Annotated in this window: 14 protein-coding genes; 6 read left to right on the top strand and 8 right to left on the bottom strand. The window is 67.4% G+C overall.

What is annotated here, in order from left to right:
* Positions 1 to 17: 17 nt before the first annotated feature.
* The gene (mgtE, locus tag LPB260_RS18260; protein WP_208707215.1) at positions 18 to 1664 is read right to left on the bottom strand and encodes a magnesium transporter; all 1647 of its coding nucleotides are present in this window, start codon (positions 1662 to 1664) and stop codon (positions 18 to 20) included.
* 295 nt (positions 1665 to 1959) lie between these two features.
* Between mgtE and LPB260_RS18255 the strand changes: the two genes are divergently transcribed.
* The 4 genes from LPB260_RS18255 (at position 1960) to LPB260_RS18240 (ending at position 5290) form a co-directional block, all read left to right on the top strand.
* Positions 1960 to 2394 (top strand): CBS domain-containing protein, encoded by a 435-nt coding sequence (locus tag LPB260_RS18255; protein WP_208707214.1) that lies wholly within the window; start codon positions 1960 to 1962, stop codon positions 2392 to 2394.
* 120 nt (positions 2395 to 2514) lie between these two features.
* Complete coding sequence (gene creD, locus LPB260_RS18250) at positions 2515 to 3873, top strand: cell envelope integrity protein CreD (RefSeq protein WP_208707213.1); 1359 nt, start codon at positions 2515 to 2517, stop codon at positions 3871 to 3873.
* A gap of 46 nt (positions 3874 to 3919) precedes the next feature.
* Positions 3920 to 4222 (top strand): hypothetical protein, encoded by a 303-nt coding sequence (locus LPB260_RS18245; protein ID WP_208707212.1) that lies wholly within the window; start codon positions 3920 to 3922, stop codon positions 4220 to 4222.
* Between the two features lie 207 nt (positions 4223 to 4429).
* On the top strand, positions 4430 to 5290 hold the full coding sequence (locus LPB260_RS18240) for an ABC transporter substrate-binding protein (RefSeq protein ID WP_218281501.1): 861 nt from the start codon (positions 4430 to 4432) through the stop codon (positions 5288 to 5290).
* 38 nt (positions 5291 to 5328) lie between these two features.
* Here LPB260_RS18240 and pulA read toward each other — a convergent pair whose 3' ends face one another.
* Entirely contained in the window at positions 5329 to 8451 is a 3123-nt protein-coding gene (gene pulA / locus LPB260_RS18235; RefSeq protein WP_208707211.1) for a pullulanase-type alpha-1,6-glucosidase, read from the bottom strand.
* A gap of 169 nt (positions 8452 to 8620) precedes the next feature.
* Positions 8621 to 9250 carry a glutathione S-transferase family protein gene (locus LPB260_RS18230; RefSeq protein ID WP_208707210.1) on the bottom strand — a complete coding sequence of 210 codons (630 nt, stop codon included), beginning with the start codon at positions 9248 to 9250 and terminating at the stop codon, positions 8621 to 8623.
* A gap of 219 nt (positions 9251 to 9469) precedes the next feature.
* On the opposite strand from LPB260_RS18230, the gene LPB260_RS18225 reads away from it, so the two are divergent.
* Together LPB260_RS18225 and LPB260_RS18220 are read left to right on the top strand one after the other, a co-directional pair.
* Entirely contained in the window at positions 9470 to 9736 is a 267-nt protein-coding gene (locus LPB260_RS18225) for a DUF4212 domain-containing protein (RefSeq protein ID WP_208707209.1), read from the top strand.
* An 11-nt stretch (positions 9737 to 9747) separates the two neighbouring features.
* On the top strand, positions 9748 to 11514 hold the full coding sequence (locus LPB260_RS18220; RefSeq protein WP_208707208.1) for a sodium:solute symporter family protein: 1767 nt from the start codon (positions 9748 to 9750) through the stop codon (positions 11512 to 11514).
* A 355-nt stretch (positions 11515 to 11869) separates the two neighbouring features.
* Here the strand turns inward: LPB260_RS18220 and LPB260_RS18215 are convergent, their stop codons facing one another.
* The 5 genes from LPB260_RS18215 to LPB260_RS18195 form a co-directional block, all read right to left on the bottom strand.
* The gene (locus tag LPB260_RS18215; RefSeq protein ID WP_208707207.1) at positions 11870 to 12442 is read right to left on the bottom strand and encodes an SCO family protein; all 573 of its coding nucleotides are present in this window, start codon (positions 12440 to 12442) and stop codon (positions 11870 to 11872) included.
* 33 nt (positions 12443 to 12475) lie between these two features.
* The gene (locus tag LPB260_RS18210) at positions 12476 to 14206 is read right to left on the bottom strand and encodes a multicopper oxidase family protein (protein ID WP_371926107.1); all 1731 of its coding nucleotides are present in this window, start codon (positions 14204 to 14206) and stop codon (positions 12476 to 12478) included.
* 455 nt (positions 14207 to 14661) lie between these two features.
* Positions 14662 to 15369 (bottom strand): PolC-type DNA polymerase III, encoded by a 708-nt coding sequence (locus tag LPB260_RS18205; protein WP_208707205.1) that lies wholly within the window; start codon positions 15367 to 15369, stop codon positions 14662 to 14664.
* On the bottom strand, positions 15366 to 17297 hold the full coding sequence (locus LPB260_RS18200) for a putative nucleotidyltransferase substrate binding domain-containing protein (protein ID WP_208707204.1): 1932 nt from the start codon (positions 17295 to 17297) through the stop codon (positions 15366 to 15368). Before LPB260_RS18200 ends, LPB260_RS18205 begins: the two co-directional genes overlap by 4 nt.
* Positions 17298 to 17422: 125 nt before the next feature.
* The gene (locus LPB260_RS18195; RefSeq protein ID WP_208707203.1) at positions 17423 to 19600 is read right to left on the bottom strand and encodes a malate synthase G; all 2178 of its coding nucleotides are present in this window, start codon (positions 19598 to 19600) and stop codon (positions 17423 to 17425) included.
* Between the last annotated feature and the right edge of the window lie 165 nt (positions 19601 to 19765).

Below are 19765 nucleotides of genomic sequence, written 5' to 3'. Positions count from 1 at the left end.
CCGGTGGCGAGGCGGTCTCACAGCAGCAACAGGCTGGCCAGGCCGAGGAAGGCGAAGAAGCCGACGATATCGGTCACCGTGGTGAGGATCACGCTGCCGGCCAGGGCCGGGTCGATGCCCATGCGCTCGAGCAGCAGGGGGATGCCCCAGCCCGCCAGCGCCGCGCACAACAGGTTGATCAGGATGGCGCTGCCGAGCACCGCCCCCAGGCCCCAATGGCCGAACCAGGCGACCGCCAGCAGGGCGATGACCACGGCCCAGAGCACGCCATTGAGGATGGAGATGCCCAGCTCGCGGTTGAGCAGGATGCGGAAGTTGCCCTTCTGCACCTGGCCCAGGGCCAGGCCGCGGATCACCAGGGTCAGGGTCTGGCTGCCGGCGATGCCGCCCATGCTCGCCACAATGGGCATCAGCACGGCGAGCGCGACCAGTTGTTCGAGGGTGGCCTGGAACAGGCCGATCACCCAGGCGGCGCTGAAGGCGGTGATCAGGTTGATGCCCAGCCAGACCGCGCGACGGCGCGAGCTGACCAGCACCGGGGCGAAGATGTCGGCCTCGTCGTCCAGACCGGCCATCTGCATCAGGGTGCGCTCGGAGTCCTCGCGCATCAGGTCGGCCACGTCGTCCAGGGTGATTCGGCCGATCACCCGGTTGTGCTCGTCCACCACCGGGGCGGACAGCAGGTTGAGCTCCTTGAAGACCTGGTCGACCTCGCTGCCACTGGCGTCGGCGGCGATGCCGACGATGGTGCTGTCCAGCAACTCCGCCACGGCCCGGTCGAGGTCCGCGGTGACCAGCACGCTCAGGCGCAGCCCGCCCTGGTAGTGGCCCTTGCGGTCGACCACCATCAGCAGGTCGGTCTGCGGCGGCAGGGTTTCCAGTAGGCGCAGGTAGCGCAGCACGGTGCTGACCCTGACGTCGGCGCGGATCTGGATCGCGTCGGCGTTCATCAGGCCGCCGGCCGAGTCCTCCGGATAGGCCAGCATCGACTCGAGCTGGCTGCGCTGGCTGGCGCTGCTGGCGTGCAGCAGCTTGGCGCCCAGCTCGGAGGGCAGGGTCTGGATCAGGTCGACGCGATCGTCGAGCTCCAGGTGACTGGCCGAGGCGATCAGGTCGTCGAGGTCGAGCTCCAGCGCCAGGGCGATGCGGATCTCGTCGTGCAGGTAGGTCAGCACCTTGCCGGCCCGTTCCGTCTCGACCATGCTCCAGACGCTGCGCCGTTCCTCCGGCGGCAGCGCCTCGAGCAGGCCGGCGACCTTGGCCGGGTGCATGCGGTGGAGGATCTTGCCGACCCGCTTGAGCTTCTTCAGGCCCAGGGCGTCGCGGATGGCTTCCAGGTGGTTGATTTCGCCCTGGCCGCTGTCCAGTGTCGCGTCCTGCTTGGCCTGCTGCGCATCGGCCGACTCCCCGGCCAGCTGCCGGCGCAGCTTGATGCTCAGGTGCGGCAGCACCCGCCCTTCGCGCGCCGGGTCGATCTGCTGCCACAGGGCCAGGCGCGGCTCGTCCTCGAGCAACTCGAGCATGGCGGCGACCTTGGCCGGGTGCATGCGCCCCAGCAGCTTGCGCACGCGCTTGTTCTTGCCGCTCTCCAGCGCCTGGATGATCTGTTCGCTGTCGCTGCGGCTGTCTTTGCTGTGGCGAGCGTCAGGTTCGGTCGACTTCATAAGGCCCAGGTTCGCGCTAGAAACATAAGAAGGTTCGTGCCCCGAGACCGGGGGCGGTCGGTGCCGACTGAGCGGCGCGGGGCGGCATGCGCCGCTGCAAGTATGGCCCGGCTGCGGCGGTTGCGGGCAACGCCGCCTGTGCGCCGTGCCGCCCGCGCGTTGGCGGGGGCAGACTACCGAGTTTCTGCGCGGGCGAACAGGACCTCGAGGGCCCACTGCATTGGCTATCATTGAAGGCGGCGCACCGCGGCCCATGCCTCGTGGCGCGCCCCTCCACAGCCCCGGGAAGCCACGTATGAAAACAGTCGCCGAGATTCTTCGCAGCAAGCAGTCCGCCGCGGTCCATAGCGTCAGCCCCACTACAACGGTGCTCGACGCCATCAAGCTGATGGCCGAGAAGGGCATCGGCGCCCTGGTGGTGCTGCACAACGGGCGCCTGGCGGGCATCGTCAGCGAGCGCGATTACGCGCGCAAGGTGGCCCTGCTCGAGCGCTCGGCCTTCTCCGCCCAGGTCAGCGAGATCATGACTGCCGAGGTGATCACCGTCGGCCCGAGCCAGACGGCCCAGGAGTGCATGCAGCTGATGACCGACCGCCACCTGCGCCACCTGCCGGTGATGGCCGAGGGCGAGCTGATCGGCCTGCTGTCGATCGGCGACCTGGTCAAGGAAACCATCGCCGAGCAGGCCCGCCTGATCCAGCAGCTGGAGCAGTACATCCGCGGCGAATAGCGCCTGGGCGCGTAACCCGGCGCACGCACAATCTCCACGCAATCTCCACCGTGCCTGCATAAAACCACCCCATGGCCTGGCCAGACTCCGCCTACCTTAGTCACTGCGGAGCGCTGCGCCATGAACCGAATCCTGGCTTTCAAACTGGGCACCATTGCCCTGCTGATCCTGTTGTTGCTGATCCCCCTGTCGATGATCGATGGCCTGGTCGGCGATCGCCAATACCAGCGCGCCGGCGTGCTGCAGGACATCGCCCGCAGCTCCAGCTACCGCCAGCGGATCAGCGGGCCGATCCTGGTGCTGCCCTATACCAAGACCTGGCTGGAGTGGAAAACCCACAAGCAGAGCGGGGAGCGCTATCAGGAGCAGCAGCAGTCCCGCGGGCGTCTGTACTTCCTGCCGGAGCGCTTCGTGCTCAACGGCGAGGTGACCACCGAGCGGCGTGCGCGGGGCATCTACGAGGCGCTGTTGTACCGCAGCGACAACCGCATCAGCGGCGCCTTCAAGCTGCCGGCGCGCCTGGGGCTGGGCGACGACCTGGGCCTGTACAGTTTCGCGCAGCCGTTTCTCGCGGTGGGCATCAGCGATGTGCGTGGCATCGGCAACGACCTGCAGCTGCGCCTCAATGGCCAGCGCCTGAGCTTCGCGCCGGGCAGCGGCGACGAGCGCTTCGGCCCCGGCGTGCACGCGCCCCTGCCGGCCCTGGACAGCCAGGGCGGCCAGCAGCTGGAGTTCGCCTTCGACCTCAAGCTGCAGGGCACCGAGCAGCTGGACATCACCCCGGTGGGCCGCGACAGCCGGGTCGAGCTGCGTGCCGACTGGCCCCATCCGAGCTTCGTCGGCGAGTACCTGCCGAGCCGGCGCGAGGTAAGCGCCGACGGGTTCCAGGCGCAGTGGCAGACCAGCTTCTTCGCCACCAATCTGGAGCAGGGCCTGCAGGACTGCGTGCGCAAGGGCGACTGCCAGGCGCTGTCCGGGCGCAGTTTCGGGGTCAGCTTCGTCGATCCGGTGGACCAGTACCTGAAGACCGACCGGGCGATCAAGTACGCGCTGCTGTTCATCGCCCTGACCTTCGCGATGTTCTTCCTGTGCGAGGTGCTCAAGCGCCTGGCCGTGCATCCGGTGCAGTACGCCCTGGTCGGCCTGTCCCTGGCGCTGTTCTACCTGCTGCTGCTGTCGCTGTCCGAGCACCTGGGCTTCGCCTTGGCCTATGGGCTGTCGGCGCTGGCCTGCGTGGCACTGAACGCCTTCTACGTCAGCCATGTCCTGCAAAGCCGCCTACGCGGGATAGGTTTCGGCGCGCTGCTGGCGGCGCTGTATGCCCTGCTCTACGGGCTGCTCAGCAGCGAGGACTATGCCCTGCTGATGGGCTCGCTGCTGGTGTTCGGCGTACTCGGCGGGGTGATGGTGCTGACCCGCAAGCTGGACTGGTACGGCGTGGGTCGCAACGTCGGCAGCAGTCCGCTCAACCAGGCCTGAGGTGCCGGGCGCGGCCCTGGTCGCGCCCTTGCTGGAGTGAATCGCCATGCGTGTCGTACTGCAATTTTCCGCCTGCTTCGCCCTGGGCCTGCTGGTCGCGCTGCTGTTGTTGCTCGGCCTGATGTTCCTCGGTCAGTTCGGCCTGATCGATGGCCTGCTGCTGACCGGCAAGCCGTTGGCCCAGCTGGCCCTGTGGGCGCTGCCGGAGGCCTTCTGGAACGACCTGACCGGGGTGGCCGATGCCGGCCATAACCAGTCGCTGGCGTCCTTCCTCGCCCTGTGCAGTGCCCTGGGCCAGTGCGCCCTGCTGCTGGCCCTGGGGTTCTTTCGCCTGTGGTATCGGCGATGAGCGGGCATGTCGGCCTGCGCGAGGAGGCGCGCGCGGGGCACCTGCTGGCGCGGCGTATCGCCCGCCTGTTTCCTCGACCGGCGCCGTCTCGGCTGCCGGGCCAGGCGCCGCCCGCCGGCCCGCGCGGGGCCGCGCACTGAGGCCAGGCGCGGGGGCAGGATCCGGCTGCTGATCTATGCTGTGCGGGGGATGGCGCCGGAGGTGGCCATGGGAGTCCGCACGCTGCAGTGTTGCCTGATGGTGCTGAGCCTGATCGGTTCGCCCTGGCTATGGGCGGAGCAGGAGGTCGTGCGTTATCCCATGCCCGAGACGGCATTCGACAAACGCACCGAATACCCGCTGAAACTGCTCGAGCTGGCGCTTGCCAAGTCCGGCCAGCCGTTTCGCCTGCTGCCAACCGCGCAGGTCATGAATCAGGGCCGCGCGCTGCATCAACTGAAAGCCGCCCGGGGCGTGGATGTGGTGTGGAGCATGACCTCGGAGCAGCGCGAGCGCGACCTGCTGCCGGTGCGCATCCCCATCTACAAGGGGCTGATCGGTTGGCGGGTATTCCTGATCAACCGGCAGGACGCCGCGTTGTTCGAAAAACCCATGACGCTGGCGCAACTGCGGGCGCACATCATGGTGCAGGGCCATGACTGGCCGGATACCCGGATCCTGCAGATGAACGGCTTCACCGTCCTGGGCACGCCAAGCTACCAGGCCATTTTCGACATGCTGTTGCGCCGGCGCGCCGAGCTGTTTCCCCGCTCCATCGTCGAGGTGTGGGGCGAGCTCGACAGCCACGGCGACAAAGGCATCGCCCTCGAACAGACCAAGCTGCTGCATTACCCCACCGCGTTCTACTACTTCGTCGCGCCGAATAACCAGGCCCTGGCGGACAGGATCGAGCAGTGGCTCAACCTGGCCATGGCCGATGGCAGTTTCGATCGCCTGTTCATGGACTATCACGCCGAGTTGCTGAGCAAGGCCAGGCTGGATCAGCGCCAGGTCTACCCGCTGGACAACCCGATCCTGCCCGCCGCGACCCCGCTGCAGCGCCGGGAGCTCTGGTATCCCGGCTACTGAGCGGGCGCCGCCGCCGCGTCGTCTGCCTCGGCAGGGCCTCAGCGCCGCCGGTCGCGTCCTTGCGGCAGGACGAACACCGCGGCGGTCAGCGCCGGAACCTGGAACTGTCCGGCCTCAACCCGGGCGCTACGGTTGAGCGGGTCGGACGAGGCCGCCAGCAGCGGGTGCAAGCGGTAACCCGGCAGCGCGCCTGGCAGGCTGATGGTTTCGCCGCTGGCATTGAGTATCACCATCAGCGCGTCAACCTGCGGGTCGAGGTCGGCACCGGCGGCGCGGCTGTCGTCGAGGCTGAAGGCCAGCACCCCGGCCAGCTGAGCCGGGCCGGTGTTGTGGAAGGCCAGGCGCTTGCGCACGGCTTCGCCACTGCCGAGTTGGAACAGCGGGCTGCCCGAGCGGATTCGCAGCAGCTCGAGGAACTGCCGCTTGGCCGCGAGGATGTGCGCCGCACTGGGCTGGGCGTTGGGGTCGGCGATGATCTGGCGGATCAGCGGCCAGTTGTCGCCGTCCTTGTCCTGGCGCGGCAGGCCCTTGTTCCAGTTGTTGTGCTGATAGCCGAAGTCCACCGCATTGAACCAGTCGCCGGAGTCGTAGCTGTCGCGCTCCATGGATTTCGAGCGCAGCAGCTCGCCGCCCATGTGCAGGAAGGGCACGCCCTGGCTGAACAGCGGCACGGCCAGGCCGAGCAGCTGCAGGCGCACGCGCTGGGTGGCGCCGAGGCTGGCGGCGAGCTTGTACTGGTTGTTGTCCCACAGGGTCTGGTTATCGTGCTTGGACACGTAGTTGATGCTTTCCTGCGGGTCGTCCGTGTAGCCGGCCGGCTGGCCGTTGTAGTCGATATCGGCGCCGCGCCTGAGGCTGCCGTCGGCGCTCGGTACGACGTAGCTGCGCAGGCCGCCGGCGACGCCGACACGGATCCAGTCCATGCGCCGCAGCAGCTGCTCGCGCTCGTCGCCGGCGCCGCTGTTCAGCTCGTTGGGTAGCACGTAGAGGCCATTGGCGAAGCCCTGGTTGCGCCGCAGGCTGTCGCCGCCGTCGAACGGGCCACCGCCACGCACCGCATCGCGCAGGCGGTCGTTGAAGGTGCCGACGCCGCTGCCGGCCATGTTCAGTTGGCTGGCGTTGATGCCACGGGCGTCGTTGGCCACCTCGCCGAAGTTCCAGCCTTCGCCGTAGAAATAGGTGTCGGGATCGACGCGCCGCACCGCCTCGCGCGCGGCGAGGATATTGCGGCGCATATGGTGGCCCATCAGGTCGAAGCGGAAGCCGGCGATCTTGTAGTCGCGTGCCCACAGGCGCAGCGAGTCGATCATCAGCTTTTCCATCATGCGGTGCTCGCTGGCGGTGTTGGCGCAGCAGGTCGAGCGCTCCACCGCGCCGGTCTGCGGGTCGCGCCGGTGGTAGTAGCCGGGCACCAGCTTGTCGAGCACCGAGTGGGCGTCCAGGCCCGAGGCATGGGTGTGGTTGTAGACCACATCCAGCACCGTGTTCAGCCCCAGCTCGGTGAGGGCCTGGACCATGCGGCGGAACTCGATGATGCGCTGCACGCCTTCGGCGTCGCTGGCGTAGCTGCCTTCCGGGACGCTGTAATGCAGCGGGTCATAGCCCCAGTTGAACGAATCCAGGTCGCGCAGCAGGCCATACAGCGCCTGGGCCTCGCTGCCCGCCGGGTCGAAGCGCTGCAGCACCTCGCGCACGCTGCCGGCGGCGCAGTAGGCGGCGTACTGCTGGCGGGCGCGGGGCGAGCGTTCGCAGAGTCGGGCGAAGGGGTCATCCAGGTCGACCCGCTGCGCGGGGTCTTCGTCGACGGTGGCGAGGTCGAACGCCGGCAGCAGTTGCACATGGGTGAGGCCGGCGTCCTTGAGCTCGCGCAGGTGCTGCATGCCCTGGCTGTGCGGCTGGGCGAACGCGGCGTAGGTGCCGCGCTGGGCGGCGGGCAGGCTGTGGTCGCTGGCGCTGAAGTCGCGTACATGGGTCTCGTAGATCACGCTGGCCTCGGGCTTGCGCGGCCGCGGGCGACGCAGGCTGTCCCAGCCGGCCGGCTTGAGGTCGGCGGCGTCCAGGTCGACCACCTGGGCATAGCGGCTGTTGCGCGACAGGCTGAGGGCGTAGGGGTCACTGGTCAGGGTGGTTTCCAGCCGGCCGCTGCTCGGGTGGTAGACCCGGACTTCGTACTGGTAGTAGCGGCGATCGAGGGACTTCGGACCGTCATGGCGCCACACGCCACGGTGCTCGCGCAGGCTCACCGGGCTGCCCGGCAGCGGCCGCTTGTGCTGGTCGAACAGGTGCAGGCGCACCCACTGCGCGGTCGGCGCCCACAGACGGAAGCGCACCCCGTCGGCGCGCACTTCGGCGCCGAGGCGGCCCGAGTAGGCGTAAAGGTCATCCAGCACGCCCGGGGTCTGCACCTGGGTAACGCCGCTGAGGCGCTCCTCGGCATCGTAGCTGAGCAGCCATAGCTGGCTCTTCAGCGCGCGGCGCAGGGTGCGCCGGTCGGCGTCGATGCGGTAGGCCGGCTGCCCGGCCAGGTGCGGAAAGCGACGCTTGAGGCGTTCGCTGAGGCTGCCGGGGCGCAGGGCGATCACCTCGCCGCCGCGGACGCGCCGCTGCTCGGCATCGATCTGCAGGTCGGCGTCCGGGGCATAGCGCAGCTCCACGCGCGCCACCTCGCCGCCACCGACCAGCACCAGGCTGCGGGCGTCCAGCCAGTGGCCGCGGGCGCCATCCAGGCTCAGGGCCGGCGCGGCGATTGGCGTGGCGGACAACTGCGCCTGGCCGCTGACGCTGAACACCCGCCGGCCCAGTTCGGCAAAGCGCCACTGCAGGTCGCCACCACCCAGGTCCTTGTCGTTGCCCTTGTGCATGATCAGGTTGAGGCACGCGTCCGCGCCGCTGAGGGCGATGCGGTACCAGGCGCCGTATTGCCCATCCACCCCGGCGGGCAGCAACGGCTGCTCCCAGCTGGTCGGCTCGGCCGTGCCATTGCATTGCCCGGTGTTCCACAGGTGCAGGCCCCATCCGGCGTAGTCGCCGGCCGGGCGTTGATAGTAGAGCAGGGCTTCTGCGGGGCCGGGCTCGAGCGGTTCGGCGGCGGCGCTGGCGATCAGCGATAAGCCGCTGAGCAGCAGGCAGAACAGGCGTCGTGGCAGTCGGAGAGGGGGCATGGCTGCGTCCTTGAGCGAGGTGGGGTCACCGTGACGCAGTCGATACTGGGCGCGCGCGCGGCGCGCCACATCCTCTGGGCGCTAATTGTCCGGGGCGTAGGGCGGGGAAGGAGTGGGGGCGTAATGGCGCCGCGCCGGCAGTCGCGCGGCGCCACGGGGGAGGCCGCAGCTAGCGCGGCGGCTCGCTCGCCTGCATCGAGGGGCGCTGGCTGACCTCGGCGAACCAGGCGGCCAGCTGCGGAAAGCGCTGGCGCCAGTCCAGCTCGGGCTGGCGGAAGTCCAGGTAGCCGAGGGCGCAGGCCAGGGTGATGGCGGCGATGTCGAAGCGGCTGCTCAGCTCGGCGATGGCCTGTTCCTCGAACTGCTGCAGGGAACGCTCGATCTTCTCGGCCTGGGCCGCGAGCCATTGCGGCCAGCGCTTGTCTTCCGGGCGCAGGAAACTCTCGTAGCGCATGCCCACGGCGGCATCGAGGATGGCATCGGCCAGCGCCGCCTGGGTCAGGCGGCGCCAGCGCGCGGCACCGCACGGCGGGATCAGCGGCTCGCCGACGTGCTGTTGGTCGAGGTACTCGAGGATCACCCGGCTGTCGTACAGCACGTTGCCGTCGGCCAGGCGCAGGGCGGGAATCTTGCCGGCCGGGTTGTGCGCGTTGAGCGTCGCGCTGGGGCTGACCGGGGTCAGCTGCACCTCCTCCAGTTGCACCCGTTCGCGCTGGCCGGTCTCGTGCAGCAGCACCAGGACCTTGCGCACGAAGGGCGAGGCGGGGGAGTGGAACAGGGTCATGCTGGGCGTGGCCATAGGCGCTCCTCGATTCGCTAGCCGGCCCAGCCTAGCAGCCTGGGCGGCGGCGGCACAGCTTGGGCTGCGCCCGGCTTGGCGCCGTGGCGGCGCGCCGGGCGCAGGCGTGACCGGTGCAGCGAGCGCTGGTATGGCCTTCGACCAAAGTCGCGTTATGGGTCATCGCGGGGACTGCTATGTTGAATGCGTAAAACAACAAAAACCCTTGAGGAGCACCTCATGTCCGCTAGCAAAGAAGAGGCTGCCAAAGCCTATTGGAAAGACAACCTGCGGCTGATGTTGATACTGCTGGCCATCTGGTTCACGGTGTCGTTCGGCTGCGGGATCCTGTTCGTCGAACAGCTCAACGCCATCCAGTTCTTCGGCTTCCCCCTGGGCTTCTGGTTCGCCCAGCAGGGTTCCATCTACGTGTTCGTGGTGATGATCTTCTTCTACGTGTGGAAGATGAATCAGTACGACCGCAAACACGACGTCCACGAAGACTAAAGGCGCCGAGCATGGATACCCAAACCCTGATCTACCTGTTCGTCGGCGCGACCTTCGCGCTCTATATCGGCATCGCGCTGTGGACCCGTGCCGGTTCCACCAGCGAGTACTACGTCGCCAGCAAGGGCGTGCACCCGGTGCTCAACGGCATGGCCACCGGCGCCGACTGGATGAGTGCGGCGTCGTTCATCTCCATGGCGGGGATCATCTCCTTCGTCGGCCTCGACGGCAGCGTCTACCTGATGGGCTGGACCGGCGGCTACGTGCTCCTGGCCATGTGCCTGGCGCCCTACCTGCGCAAGTTCGGCAAGTTCACCGTGCCGGACTTCATCGGCGAGCGCTACTACTCGCAGACCGCCCGCCTGGTGGCGGTGGTGTGCGTGATCTTCATCTCCTTCACCTACGTGGCCGGGCAGATGCGCGGCGTCGGTATCGTCTTCTCCCGCTACCTGGAAGTGGACATCAACACCGGCGTGATGATCGGCATGGCGATCGTGTTCTTCTACTCGGTGCTCGGCGGCATGAAGGGCATCACCTACACCCAGGTGGCGCAGTACTGCGTGATGATCTTCGCCTACATGGTGCCGGCGATTTACATCTCCATGCTGATCACCGGCAACCCGATCCCGCAGCTGGGCTTCGGCAGCGAGGTCACCGGCACCGGCCAGTCGGTGCTCGAACGCCTCAACGGCCTGGGCACCGAACTGGGCTTCGGCACCTACACCGACGGCAGCAAGTCGACCATCGACGTGTTCTTCATCACCATGGCGCTGATGGTCGGTACCGCCGGCCTGCCCCACGTGATCGTGCGCTTCTTCACCACCCCGACCGTGCGCGCGGCCCGTCAGTCCGCCGGTTATGCGCTGCTGTTCATCGCCATCCTCTACACCACCGCGCCGGCCGTGGCCGCGTTCGCCCGCACCAACCTGCTGACCACCATCCCCGGGATCAGCTACGAGGAAGCGCCGCAGTGGATCAGCAACTGGGAGAAGTCCGGTCTGATCGCCTGGCTGGACAAGAACGGCGACGGCAAGATCCAGTACGGCCCTGGCGCGCCCTTCGTCGGCAACCCGACCTTCGCCGAGGAACGCGGCGAGCATGGCCAGCGCCTGGTGACCAACGCCCCGACCGACGCCACCACCGAGCTCTATGTGGACCGCGACATCATGGTTCTGGCCAACCCGGAAATCGCCAACCTGCCGGGCTGGGTGATCGCCCTGATCGCTGCCGGTGGTCTGGCGGCGGCGCTGTCGACTGCGGCCGGCCTGCTGCTGGTGATTTCCACCTCGATCTCCCACGACCTGCTCAAGAGCGCGATCAAGCCCAACATCAGCGAAAAGGGTGAACTGCTCGCCGCGCGTATCGCCGCCGGTGTGGCGGTGGTGGTGGCCGGCCTGTTCGGCATCTACCCGCCGGCCTTCGTGGCCCAGGTGGTGGCGTTCGCCTTCGGCCTGGCGGCGGCCTCGTTCTTCCCGGCCATCGTCATGGGCATCTTCTCCAAGAAGATGAACAAGGAAGGGGCGATCGCCGGCATGGTGGTGGGCCTGGCCTTCACCTTTAGCTATATCGTCTACTACAAGTTCATCAACCCGACCGCGGGCCCGAACGAGTGGTGGTTCGGTATCTCCCCTGAGGGCATCGGTACCCTGGGCATGCTGTTCAACTTCGCGGTATCGCTGGTGGTTTCCAAGGTTACCGCCGCGCCGCCGGATCATATCCAGCACATCATCGAGGACATCCGCATCCCCCGTGGTGCCGGAGCCGCCATCGACCACTAAGCGCTAGCTAGCGCGTCCTAACCAGCGCCCCGGAAACGGGGCGTTGTCGTTTCCGCGCGGCGCGCCCAGCTGGTGGCCGATGCTGGACAAAAAACAGCCAGCACTGGCAATGCCCCGTGGCTGCTGGATCGTGGCGCTCGGGGCACAGCTTATCCACAGGCCGATGCACAGATACTGTGTCTAACTGCCTACCTATCTTGTTGAAATGGCTCAATAAATAGCCAAGGCCCGGGAGCCGTTGCGGCGCCTGGGCCGGGCGCCTGTTCGTACAGCTTATCCACAGCGCTATCCACCGCTTCTGTGGGCAACGGGCTGCAGTGTCCGGCTTGCCCAGGAGGCCCGTGCCGTGGCGCGGTCAGATGTCGACGTGCTCGATGGTGCCCATGATCTGCCGGGGCGTGGCCAGGGCAGGGGCCATGGTCCAGCGCCGGTAGCGCTCGTTGCCGATGCGCAGCATGCCGGTGTGGCTGTTCTTGTCGGCGTCGAGTGCCGGGTCGGGGTCATAGAAACCGAGGCTGTAGCGCAGCTGCTCCATCTCCTCGGGGGCGCCGGTGAGGAATAGCCAGCCGGGGCCGATGCGCTGCTGCCTGGCGTATTCCCCGAGCACCTGCGGGCTGTCCAGCTGCGGTTGCAGGCTCAGCGAATAGAGAAAAACCTCGCGGCCGGCGCGCGCGCCCAGCAGCCTGTACACCTGACGCAGGTTGGCGGTGGCCGTGGGGCAGATGCCGGTGCAGGCCGCGTACATCATGTTGATGACCACCAGCTTGTCGCGCACCAGGTCGTCGTAGAAACGCACCGTTCGGCCTTCGTGGGTCTGCAACCGGGTATTGGGGATACGCCGGTCGCCGCCCCGGGCGCCGACGTGCCAGCCGAGCGCGGCGACACCCAGGGCGCCCAGGCCCAGCAATAACTCTCTGCGTGTGTTCATCTGCCGTTCACCTCCTGGCTGAGCGGTGGGGGGTCAGGCGTCCTTGCTCTCGACATCCCAGCGCACCATCATCGCGTGGTCCTCATGGATCACGTTGTGGCAGTGCATGACGTACTTGCCGGTAAAGTCGCGAAAGCGCACCAGCACCTTGATGGTCATGGTCTGGTGCAGCTCGAAGACGTCCTTGCGCCCGCGCTCATGGGGCGGGATCGGCACCTCGACGCCATCGACGCTCTTGCTGAGGATGCGGCCTTCCTCCAGGTGCAGGTGGATCGGGTGGGACCAGCCACCGGACTTGCCCACCAGCTCCCAGATCTCCGCGCTGCCCTTGGCGATCCGGGCCCTGGGGTTGTCCCGGTCGAACAGCCGGCCGTTGACCATCCACAGGCCGTTCTTGCGGTCGAACTCCCAGCGCCGCACCTTCAGCGTGGCGAGGTCCTCGGCCGGTGGCAGCGGGCGCAGCTCGCGCAGGGCCGCGGGCACCTGGCTGAGGTCCTGTTGCGCTGGATAGCGGTCGACGATGAACTTCAGCACCCGGTCGCCCGGCTTCCTGATGTCCTTGGGCTTGCGCGTGCTGTCCTGGCGCAGGCGGTTGACCAGGTACAGCTCGGTGCCGATCGGGTAGCGGGAGAAGTCCACCACGATGTCGGCGCGCTCGGCCACGGCGATACGCACCTTGCGCTGGTTGAGCAGCGGCGCCGGCAGCAGGTTGCCGTCGTTGGCGATATAGCTGAAGGATTGCTCGCGGTCCCTGCCGTCGACCAGGTAGAACTCGTAGAAGCGGCTGGGGCCGCTGTTGAGCAGGCGCAGGCGGTACTTGCGCGCATCCACGCGCAATACCGGCTCGATCTTGCCGTTGACCGTGACCTTGTCGCCGAGCACCCCCTCGACATGAAACTCATCCCAGAACAGGTAGCCCTGCGGGTCGAAGCGCTTGTCGCCGAAGGCCAGGGGGTAGTCGTAGGGATGACTCGGCAGGTGCAGGGCCGTCGGGCTGGGATCGTTCTCATTGCCCGAGTCGAGAGGGTCGAACAACAGGTAGAACCCCGCCAGGCCACGGTAGACGTTCGGCGCGGTGAAGTCCTCGGTGTGGTCGTGGAACCACAGGGTTCCCAGGGCCTCGCGCGGATCGCCGATGCTCTGCGGGTCTTGCGCCCTGGATTCGTCGTAGCCGGCGTAGACATTGGGGTAGAAGTGGTCCTTGAAGGTGCCTTTGCCGCCGTTGGGGCCGATGTTCTTCAGCGTCGGCCCGGCCTTGTCCTTGCGGTAGTAGTCGCTGGGGTAGCCGTCGCAGCCGGAGGACATGTGCAGGTTGTGCAGGTGGGTGGAGATCTCCGGGCTGCCGAAACCCACATGATCCTTGGGTAGATCGTTGTGGAAGCGGCAGACCACCGGCTTGCCGTAGCGGGCCAGGATGGTGGACGGCAGGGTTGCCTCGCGGCCTGCGCTGACGTAGGTCCAGGCGGTCTGGGGGGGCAGATCCGGGTGAAAGCTCCAGGGAATCTCCCTGGCGGTCAGTTCATAGAGGGTCGGGGCGCCGAGGGCGGCGACTATCTCGTCGAAGCGCTGGTGCGGCTCGCGACCGGCCTCCTTGTGGTCGAATTTCGGCTGTGCCTCGGCGGCCGGGACCAGGGCCTCGGACGGCCCTACCGGGACTATCGCCCTGGGCAGTTCTTCCTGCCAGGGCCGGGTCGGCGGGCTGGGCGGGAACACCGGTTGGGGCGTGGTCACCCACTCGGCGGCATCGCCCACTTGGCCGCGCAACAGCAGCGGACTCGCCACCGCCGCCGCGGACAGTGTGAGGAACGAGCGCCTGGCCGAGTTCTCTGGGGTTGCTTCCGAGCGAGTCGGAGTCGGTCGCCTGCCATTCTCTTTCATGAACAGAGCCTCTGTATCCCGGTTACCGAAGCGGCGGGACATTGGGCGAGTGGGTCGTTGGAGAATGGCTGTGGAACGGAACTGCGCAGCGGCCCCTCCAGCATGGCGCGTGGGGACAACTAACACGTGCTCGCCGTATAAATAAAGCTGGCTGGTGTCAGGGTGTCAATTTACAGGCGATTAATAGGGTGTCGCCTGTTTCATAGCGTAAATTATTGTTTTAATTGATATTTAGTTATCTTAATAATCGCCAGTAGGGGGTCGTCAGGCCAGATATTGCGAAATATATTGAGCGCGGCGCGCTGGGGGATCGGGTGTGGGCACTGGCGGCGGACGATGCCTCAGAACGCCTGCGCGCGCTGGCGTCGGCGCCAGCCATGCAGGCGCTGCTCGAGGGCCTGCAGGCTGTCCAGCTGCTGGCGGCGCGCGCGGCTGAAGAGGATCAGCGCCAGCTCGGCGGTGACCAGGGCGTCGGCGCTGGCGTGGTGGCGCTGTTGCGCCTGCAGGCCGAAGTGCCGGGCCCAGTCGTCGAGGCCGCCGCGGGCGATGTGCGCCTGCGGGCAGAGCAGCGGCGCCAGCTCGGCGAGGTCGAAGAAGCGGTGGCGCAGGCGGTGGCCGAGGGTCTGCTTGAGGGCGCGGCCGAGCATGCGCCGGTCGAAGCCGGCATGAAACGCCAGCAGCGGGCTGTCGCCGAGAAACTCCATGAAGTCCAGCAGCGCCTCGGCGCGCTCGCTGCCGGCGGCGATGGTGCTGGGGGCCAGGCCATGGATCAGCACGCTGGCGCCCAGCTGCCGATCCGGGCAGCGCAGGGTGCGCTCGAACTGCTGGCCCAGGTCGATGGCGCCGCCCTCGATCACCACCGCGCCGATCGACAGCACCTGATCGCGGCGCAGATCAAGGCCACTGGTTTCCAGGTCGAGCACCACCAGGCGCTGTTCGTTCAGCGCTCGCTCATCCAGCGGCGCCGGGGCCGCGAGGCGCGCGCGGCGATCCAGCTGAGTCTCGAGCAGGGCCGGCCCGCGGCCGGTCAGCCAGGTGAACTGACTCATAGCTGATAACGCAGTGCCAGGCTGCTCTGCAGGCGCTTGGCCTGGCGGAAGGACTCGCGCAGGATGCGCCGGTCCAGGTGGTTGAGGCTGTCCGGGTCGAGGCGGTTGGAGTACGCCTGGTTCTCCCGGGCCTGCAGCTGGTGCTGCTGCATGCGGGTCTGCTGGATGAAGTGGTAGGCCTCCTCGTAGGCGGCGCCGTCGAGGGGATCGATGACCTGCCTAGCGATCAGCTCGCGCAGGCGCTCCAGGGTGTTGCAGGTCTCGATGCCGTGGGCCAGGGCGAGCAGGCGGGCGCCGTCGACGAAGGGCGTCAGGCCCTGCACCTTGAGGTCCAGGGTGTCCTTCTCGGCTCCCTTGCGGGCCACCACGAAATCGCGGAAACGCCCGACCGGCGGGCGCTGGCGCAGGGCGTTCTCGGCCATCATGCGCTGGAACAGGCTGTTCTCGGCGATCCGCCGCAGCAGCTCCTCGCGGACCCGCTCGCAGCCCTCGTCCGGCCCCCAGACCACCCGCATGTCGAAATAGATGCTCGAGGCCAGCAGGTTCTCCGGGGTGGCCTCGTCGATGAAGCCGGCGAAGCGCCGCGCCCACTCCTGGCGCGACAGGCACAGCTCGGGGTTGCCGGCCATGATATTGCCCTTGCACAGGGTGAAGCCGCACTGCGCCAGGCGCTGGTTGATCTCGCCGGCCAGCGGCAGCAGGCGCCGGCGCATGTCGGCGGCCTCGATCTTGTCCGCGGCCTCGAACAGGATGCCGTTGTCCTGGTCGGTGTGCAGGGTCTGCTCGCGCCGCCCTTCGCTGCCGAAGCACAGCCAGGTGAAGGGCACGCCGGGATCGCCGAGGTCCTCCAGGGTCAGTTCGATCACCCGGCACACCGTGTGATCGTTGAGCAGGGTGATGATGTGGGTGATCTGGGTCGAGCTGGCGCCGTGGGCGAGCATGCGATCGACCAGCTGGCGGATGTCCTCGCGCAGCGCGCTGAGGGTCTCGATCCGCCCGGCGTGGCGGATGGTGCGCGCCAGGTGGACCAGGTCGACCCGCTGCAGGGAGAACAGGTCGCGCTCGGAGACCACACCGCACAGGCGCTCGTGTTCGACCAGGCAGACATGGGCGATGTGCCGCTCGGTCATGGCGATCGCCGCGTCGAAGGCGCTGGCATCCGGCGCCAGGTGGAAGGGTTGCGCGGTCATCAGGCGCTCGATCGGCTGCTCCAGCGACTCGCCGTCGGCGATCACCCGGCGCAGGTCGCGCAGGGTGAAGATGCCCAGGGGCTTGAGCGCCGGGTCGACGATGACGATGCTGCCGACGTGCTGCTCGTGCATCAGCTTGACTGCCTCGCGCAGCGCCGTATCCGGCGCGCAGCTGATCGGCTGGCGCATGGCCAGCTCGCCCAGGCGGGTATCCAGCGAATATTGCGCACCGAGGGTCTCTACCGCGCGCAGCTGCACCTGCTGGTTGACCTGGTCGAGCAGGCTGCTGACCCCGCGCAGGGCGAAGTCGCGCAGCGGGTTGGAGACGTTGAACAACTTGATGAACGCCGCCTTGCCCAGCAGCAGGCAGAAGGTGTCTTCGGCGGCCAGGTGCTCGGTGCGGGTGGCGCGCTCGCCGATCAGCGCGGCCAGGGGAAAGCACTCGCCGCTGGTGATTTCGAAGGTGGTCTCGGTGCCGCGCCGCGCCGAGTGCGGGCGTTCGCCGTGCACGCGGCCCTGCTTGACGATGTAGAAGAACTCGACGGGGCCATCGGCCGGCTTGATGATGGTTTCGCCTTCGCCGTAGAAACGCAGCTGGCAGTGTTCCACCAGGTAGGCCAGGTGGGCCGTATCCATCTGATTGAAGGGCGGAAATTTCTGCAGAAACTCCATGGTGCCGTGGATGTTCTGCATGACGGCGGTCTTGCCCGCCTGGGCGAAGGCGTCCGCTTTGCTCATGGCCGGTCTCGACGATTCACTGAGGGGGTATGGTCGTCCGCGGACGGCCGTCTGCACATTGGACGTAAGTCTAGAGCATAAAAAAACCGCCCCGGAGGGCGGTTCTTTATGGCAGCAGCTGCAGGTTACAGGCCGTTCTTGGCCTTGAACTCGCGGCGCCGACGGTGCAGCACCGGCTCGGTGTAGCCATTGGGCTGCTTGGCGCCTTCGACCACCAGTTCCAGGGCGGCCTGGAAGGCGATGTTGTTGTCGAAGTCGGGCGCCATCGGCCGGTACAGCGGGTCGCCCGCGTTCTGCCGGTCGACCACCGGCGCCATGCGCTTGAGGCTGGCGACGATCTGCTCCTCGCTGGCGATGCCGTGGCGCAGCCAGTTGGCCAGCAGCTGGCTGGAGATGCGCAGGGTGGCGCGGTCTTCCATCAGACCGACGTCGTTGATGTCCGGCACCTTGGAGCAGCCGACGCCCTGGTCGACCCAGCGCACCACGTAACCGAGGATGCCCTGGGCATTGTTGTCCAGTTCGTTCTGGATTTCCTCGGCCGACCAGTTGGTGTCGGCGGCCAGCGGGATGCTCAGGATGTCGTCGACCGAAGCCGGGGTGCGCTGGGCCAGTTCGGCCTGGCGGGCGAACACGTCGACCTGGTGGTAGTGCAGGGCGTGCAGGGTGGCGGCGGTCGGCGAGGGCACCCAGGCGGTGTTGGCGCCGGACAACGGGTGGGCGACCTTCTGCTCGAGCATGCCGGCCATCAGGTCGGGCATGGCCCACATGCCCTTGCCGATCTGCGCGCGGCCCTGCAGGCCGCAGGCCAGGCCGACGTCGACGTTGTTGTTCTCGTAGGCGCCGATCCACTTCTCGGCCTTCATGGCCGCCTTGCGCACCATGGCGCCGGCCTCCATGGAGGTGTGGATTTCGTCACCGGTGCGGTCGAGGAAGCCGGTGTTGATGAACACCACGCGCTCGCTGGCGGCCTGGATGCAGGCCTTGAGGTTGACTGTGGTGCGGCGCTCCTCGTCCATGATGCCGACCTTGAGGGTGTTGCGCGGCAGGCCGAGGACGTCCTCGACGCGGGCGAACAGCTCGTTGGTGAAGGCGACTTCCTCCGGGCCGTGCATCTTCGGCTTGACGATATACACGCTGCCGGTGCGGGTGTTGTGGCGGCTGGTGTTGCCGTTGAGGTTGTGGATGGCGATCAGGCTGGTGATCAGGCCGTCCATCATGCCTTCCGGCACCTCGAAACCCTGGCTGTCGACGATGGCGTCGATGGTCATCAGGTGGCCGACGTTGCGCACGAACAGCAGGGAGCGGCCGTGCAAGGTCAGCTCGCTGCCATCCGGCTGGGTGTAGACGCGGTCCGGGTTCATGGTGCGGGTGAAGGTCTGGCCACCCTTGGACACCTGCTCGGCCAGGTCGCCCTTCATCAGGCCCAGCCAGTTGCGGTAGACCACCACCTTGTCGTCGGCATCGACGGCGGCGACCGAGTCTTCGCAGTCCATGATGGTGGTCAGGGCGGCTTCCATCAGCACGTCCTTGACCCCGGCGGCGTCGGTGCTGCCAATCGGGCTGCTGGCGTCGATCTGGATCTCGAAGTGCAGGCCGTTGTGCTTGAGCAGGATGGCGAACGGCGCATGGGCGTCGCCCTGGAAGCCGACCAGCTGGGCGTCGTCGCGCAGGCCGGTGTTGCTGCCGCCCTTGAGGCTGACCAGCAGGCGGGCGCCCTCGATGCGATAGCCGGTGGCGTCGACATGGGAGCCGGCCGCCAGGGGCGCGGCCTGGTCGAGGAAGGCGCGGGCGAAGGCGATGACCTTGTCGCCGCGGACCTTGTTGTAGCCCTTGCCCTTCTCGGCGCCACCGTCTTCGCCGATCACGTCGGTGCCGTACAGTGCGTCGTACAGCGAGCCCCAACGGGCGTTGGAGGCGTTCAGGGCGAAGCGCGCGTTCATCACCGGCACCACCAGCTGCGGGCCGGCCAGGTGGGCGATCTCGTCGTCGACGTTCTGCGTGCTGATCTTGAAGTCGGCCGGCTGCGGCAGCAGGTAGCCGATTTCCTCGAGGAAGGCCTTGTAGGCCGCGGCATCGTGGGCCTGGCCGGCGCGGGCCTGGTGCCAGGCGTCGATCTGCGCCTGCAGCTGGTCGCGCTTGGCCAGCAGGGCGCGGTTCTTCGGCGCCAGTTCGTTGATCACGGCCTCGACACCGCTCCAGAACTTGTCGGCGGTGATGCCGGTCCCGGGGATGGCTTCGTTGTTAACGAAGTCGAACAGCACTTTGGCGACCTGCAGGCCACCGACTTGAACGCGTTCAGTCATCACTTGCCTCACTCTGCTCAGCTCTTCAGCTCTACTTAATAGCCGCGTGGAACCCGGGGGTTACGTCTTGTAGTCCGAGGCGCGGCATACTACATCAAGATTATCGGAAAATCAGCGGGGGTCGCGTCGTTCTGCGACCGTAAAGTGCTTTGCAGTCACGGCATG

Source organism: Pseudomonas sp. LPB0260 (genome assembly GCF_013388395.1).
The sequence above is the reverse complement of the archived record's forward strand: the minus strand, read 5'-3'. Positions and strand labels throughout refer to the sequence as shown.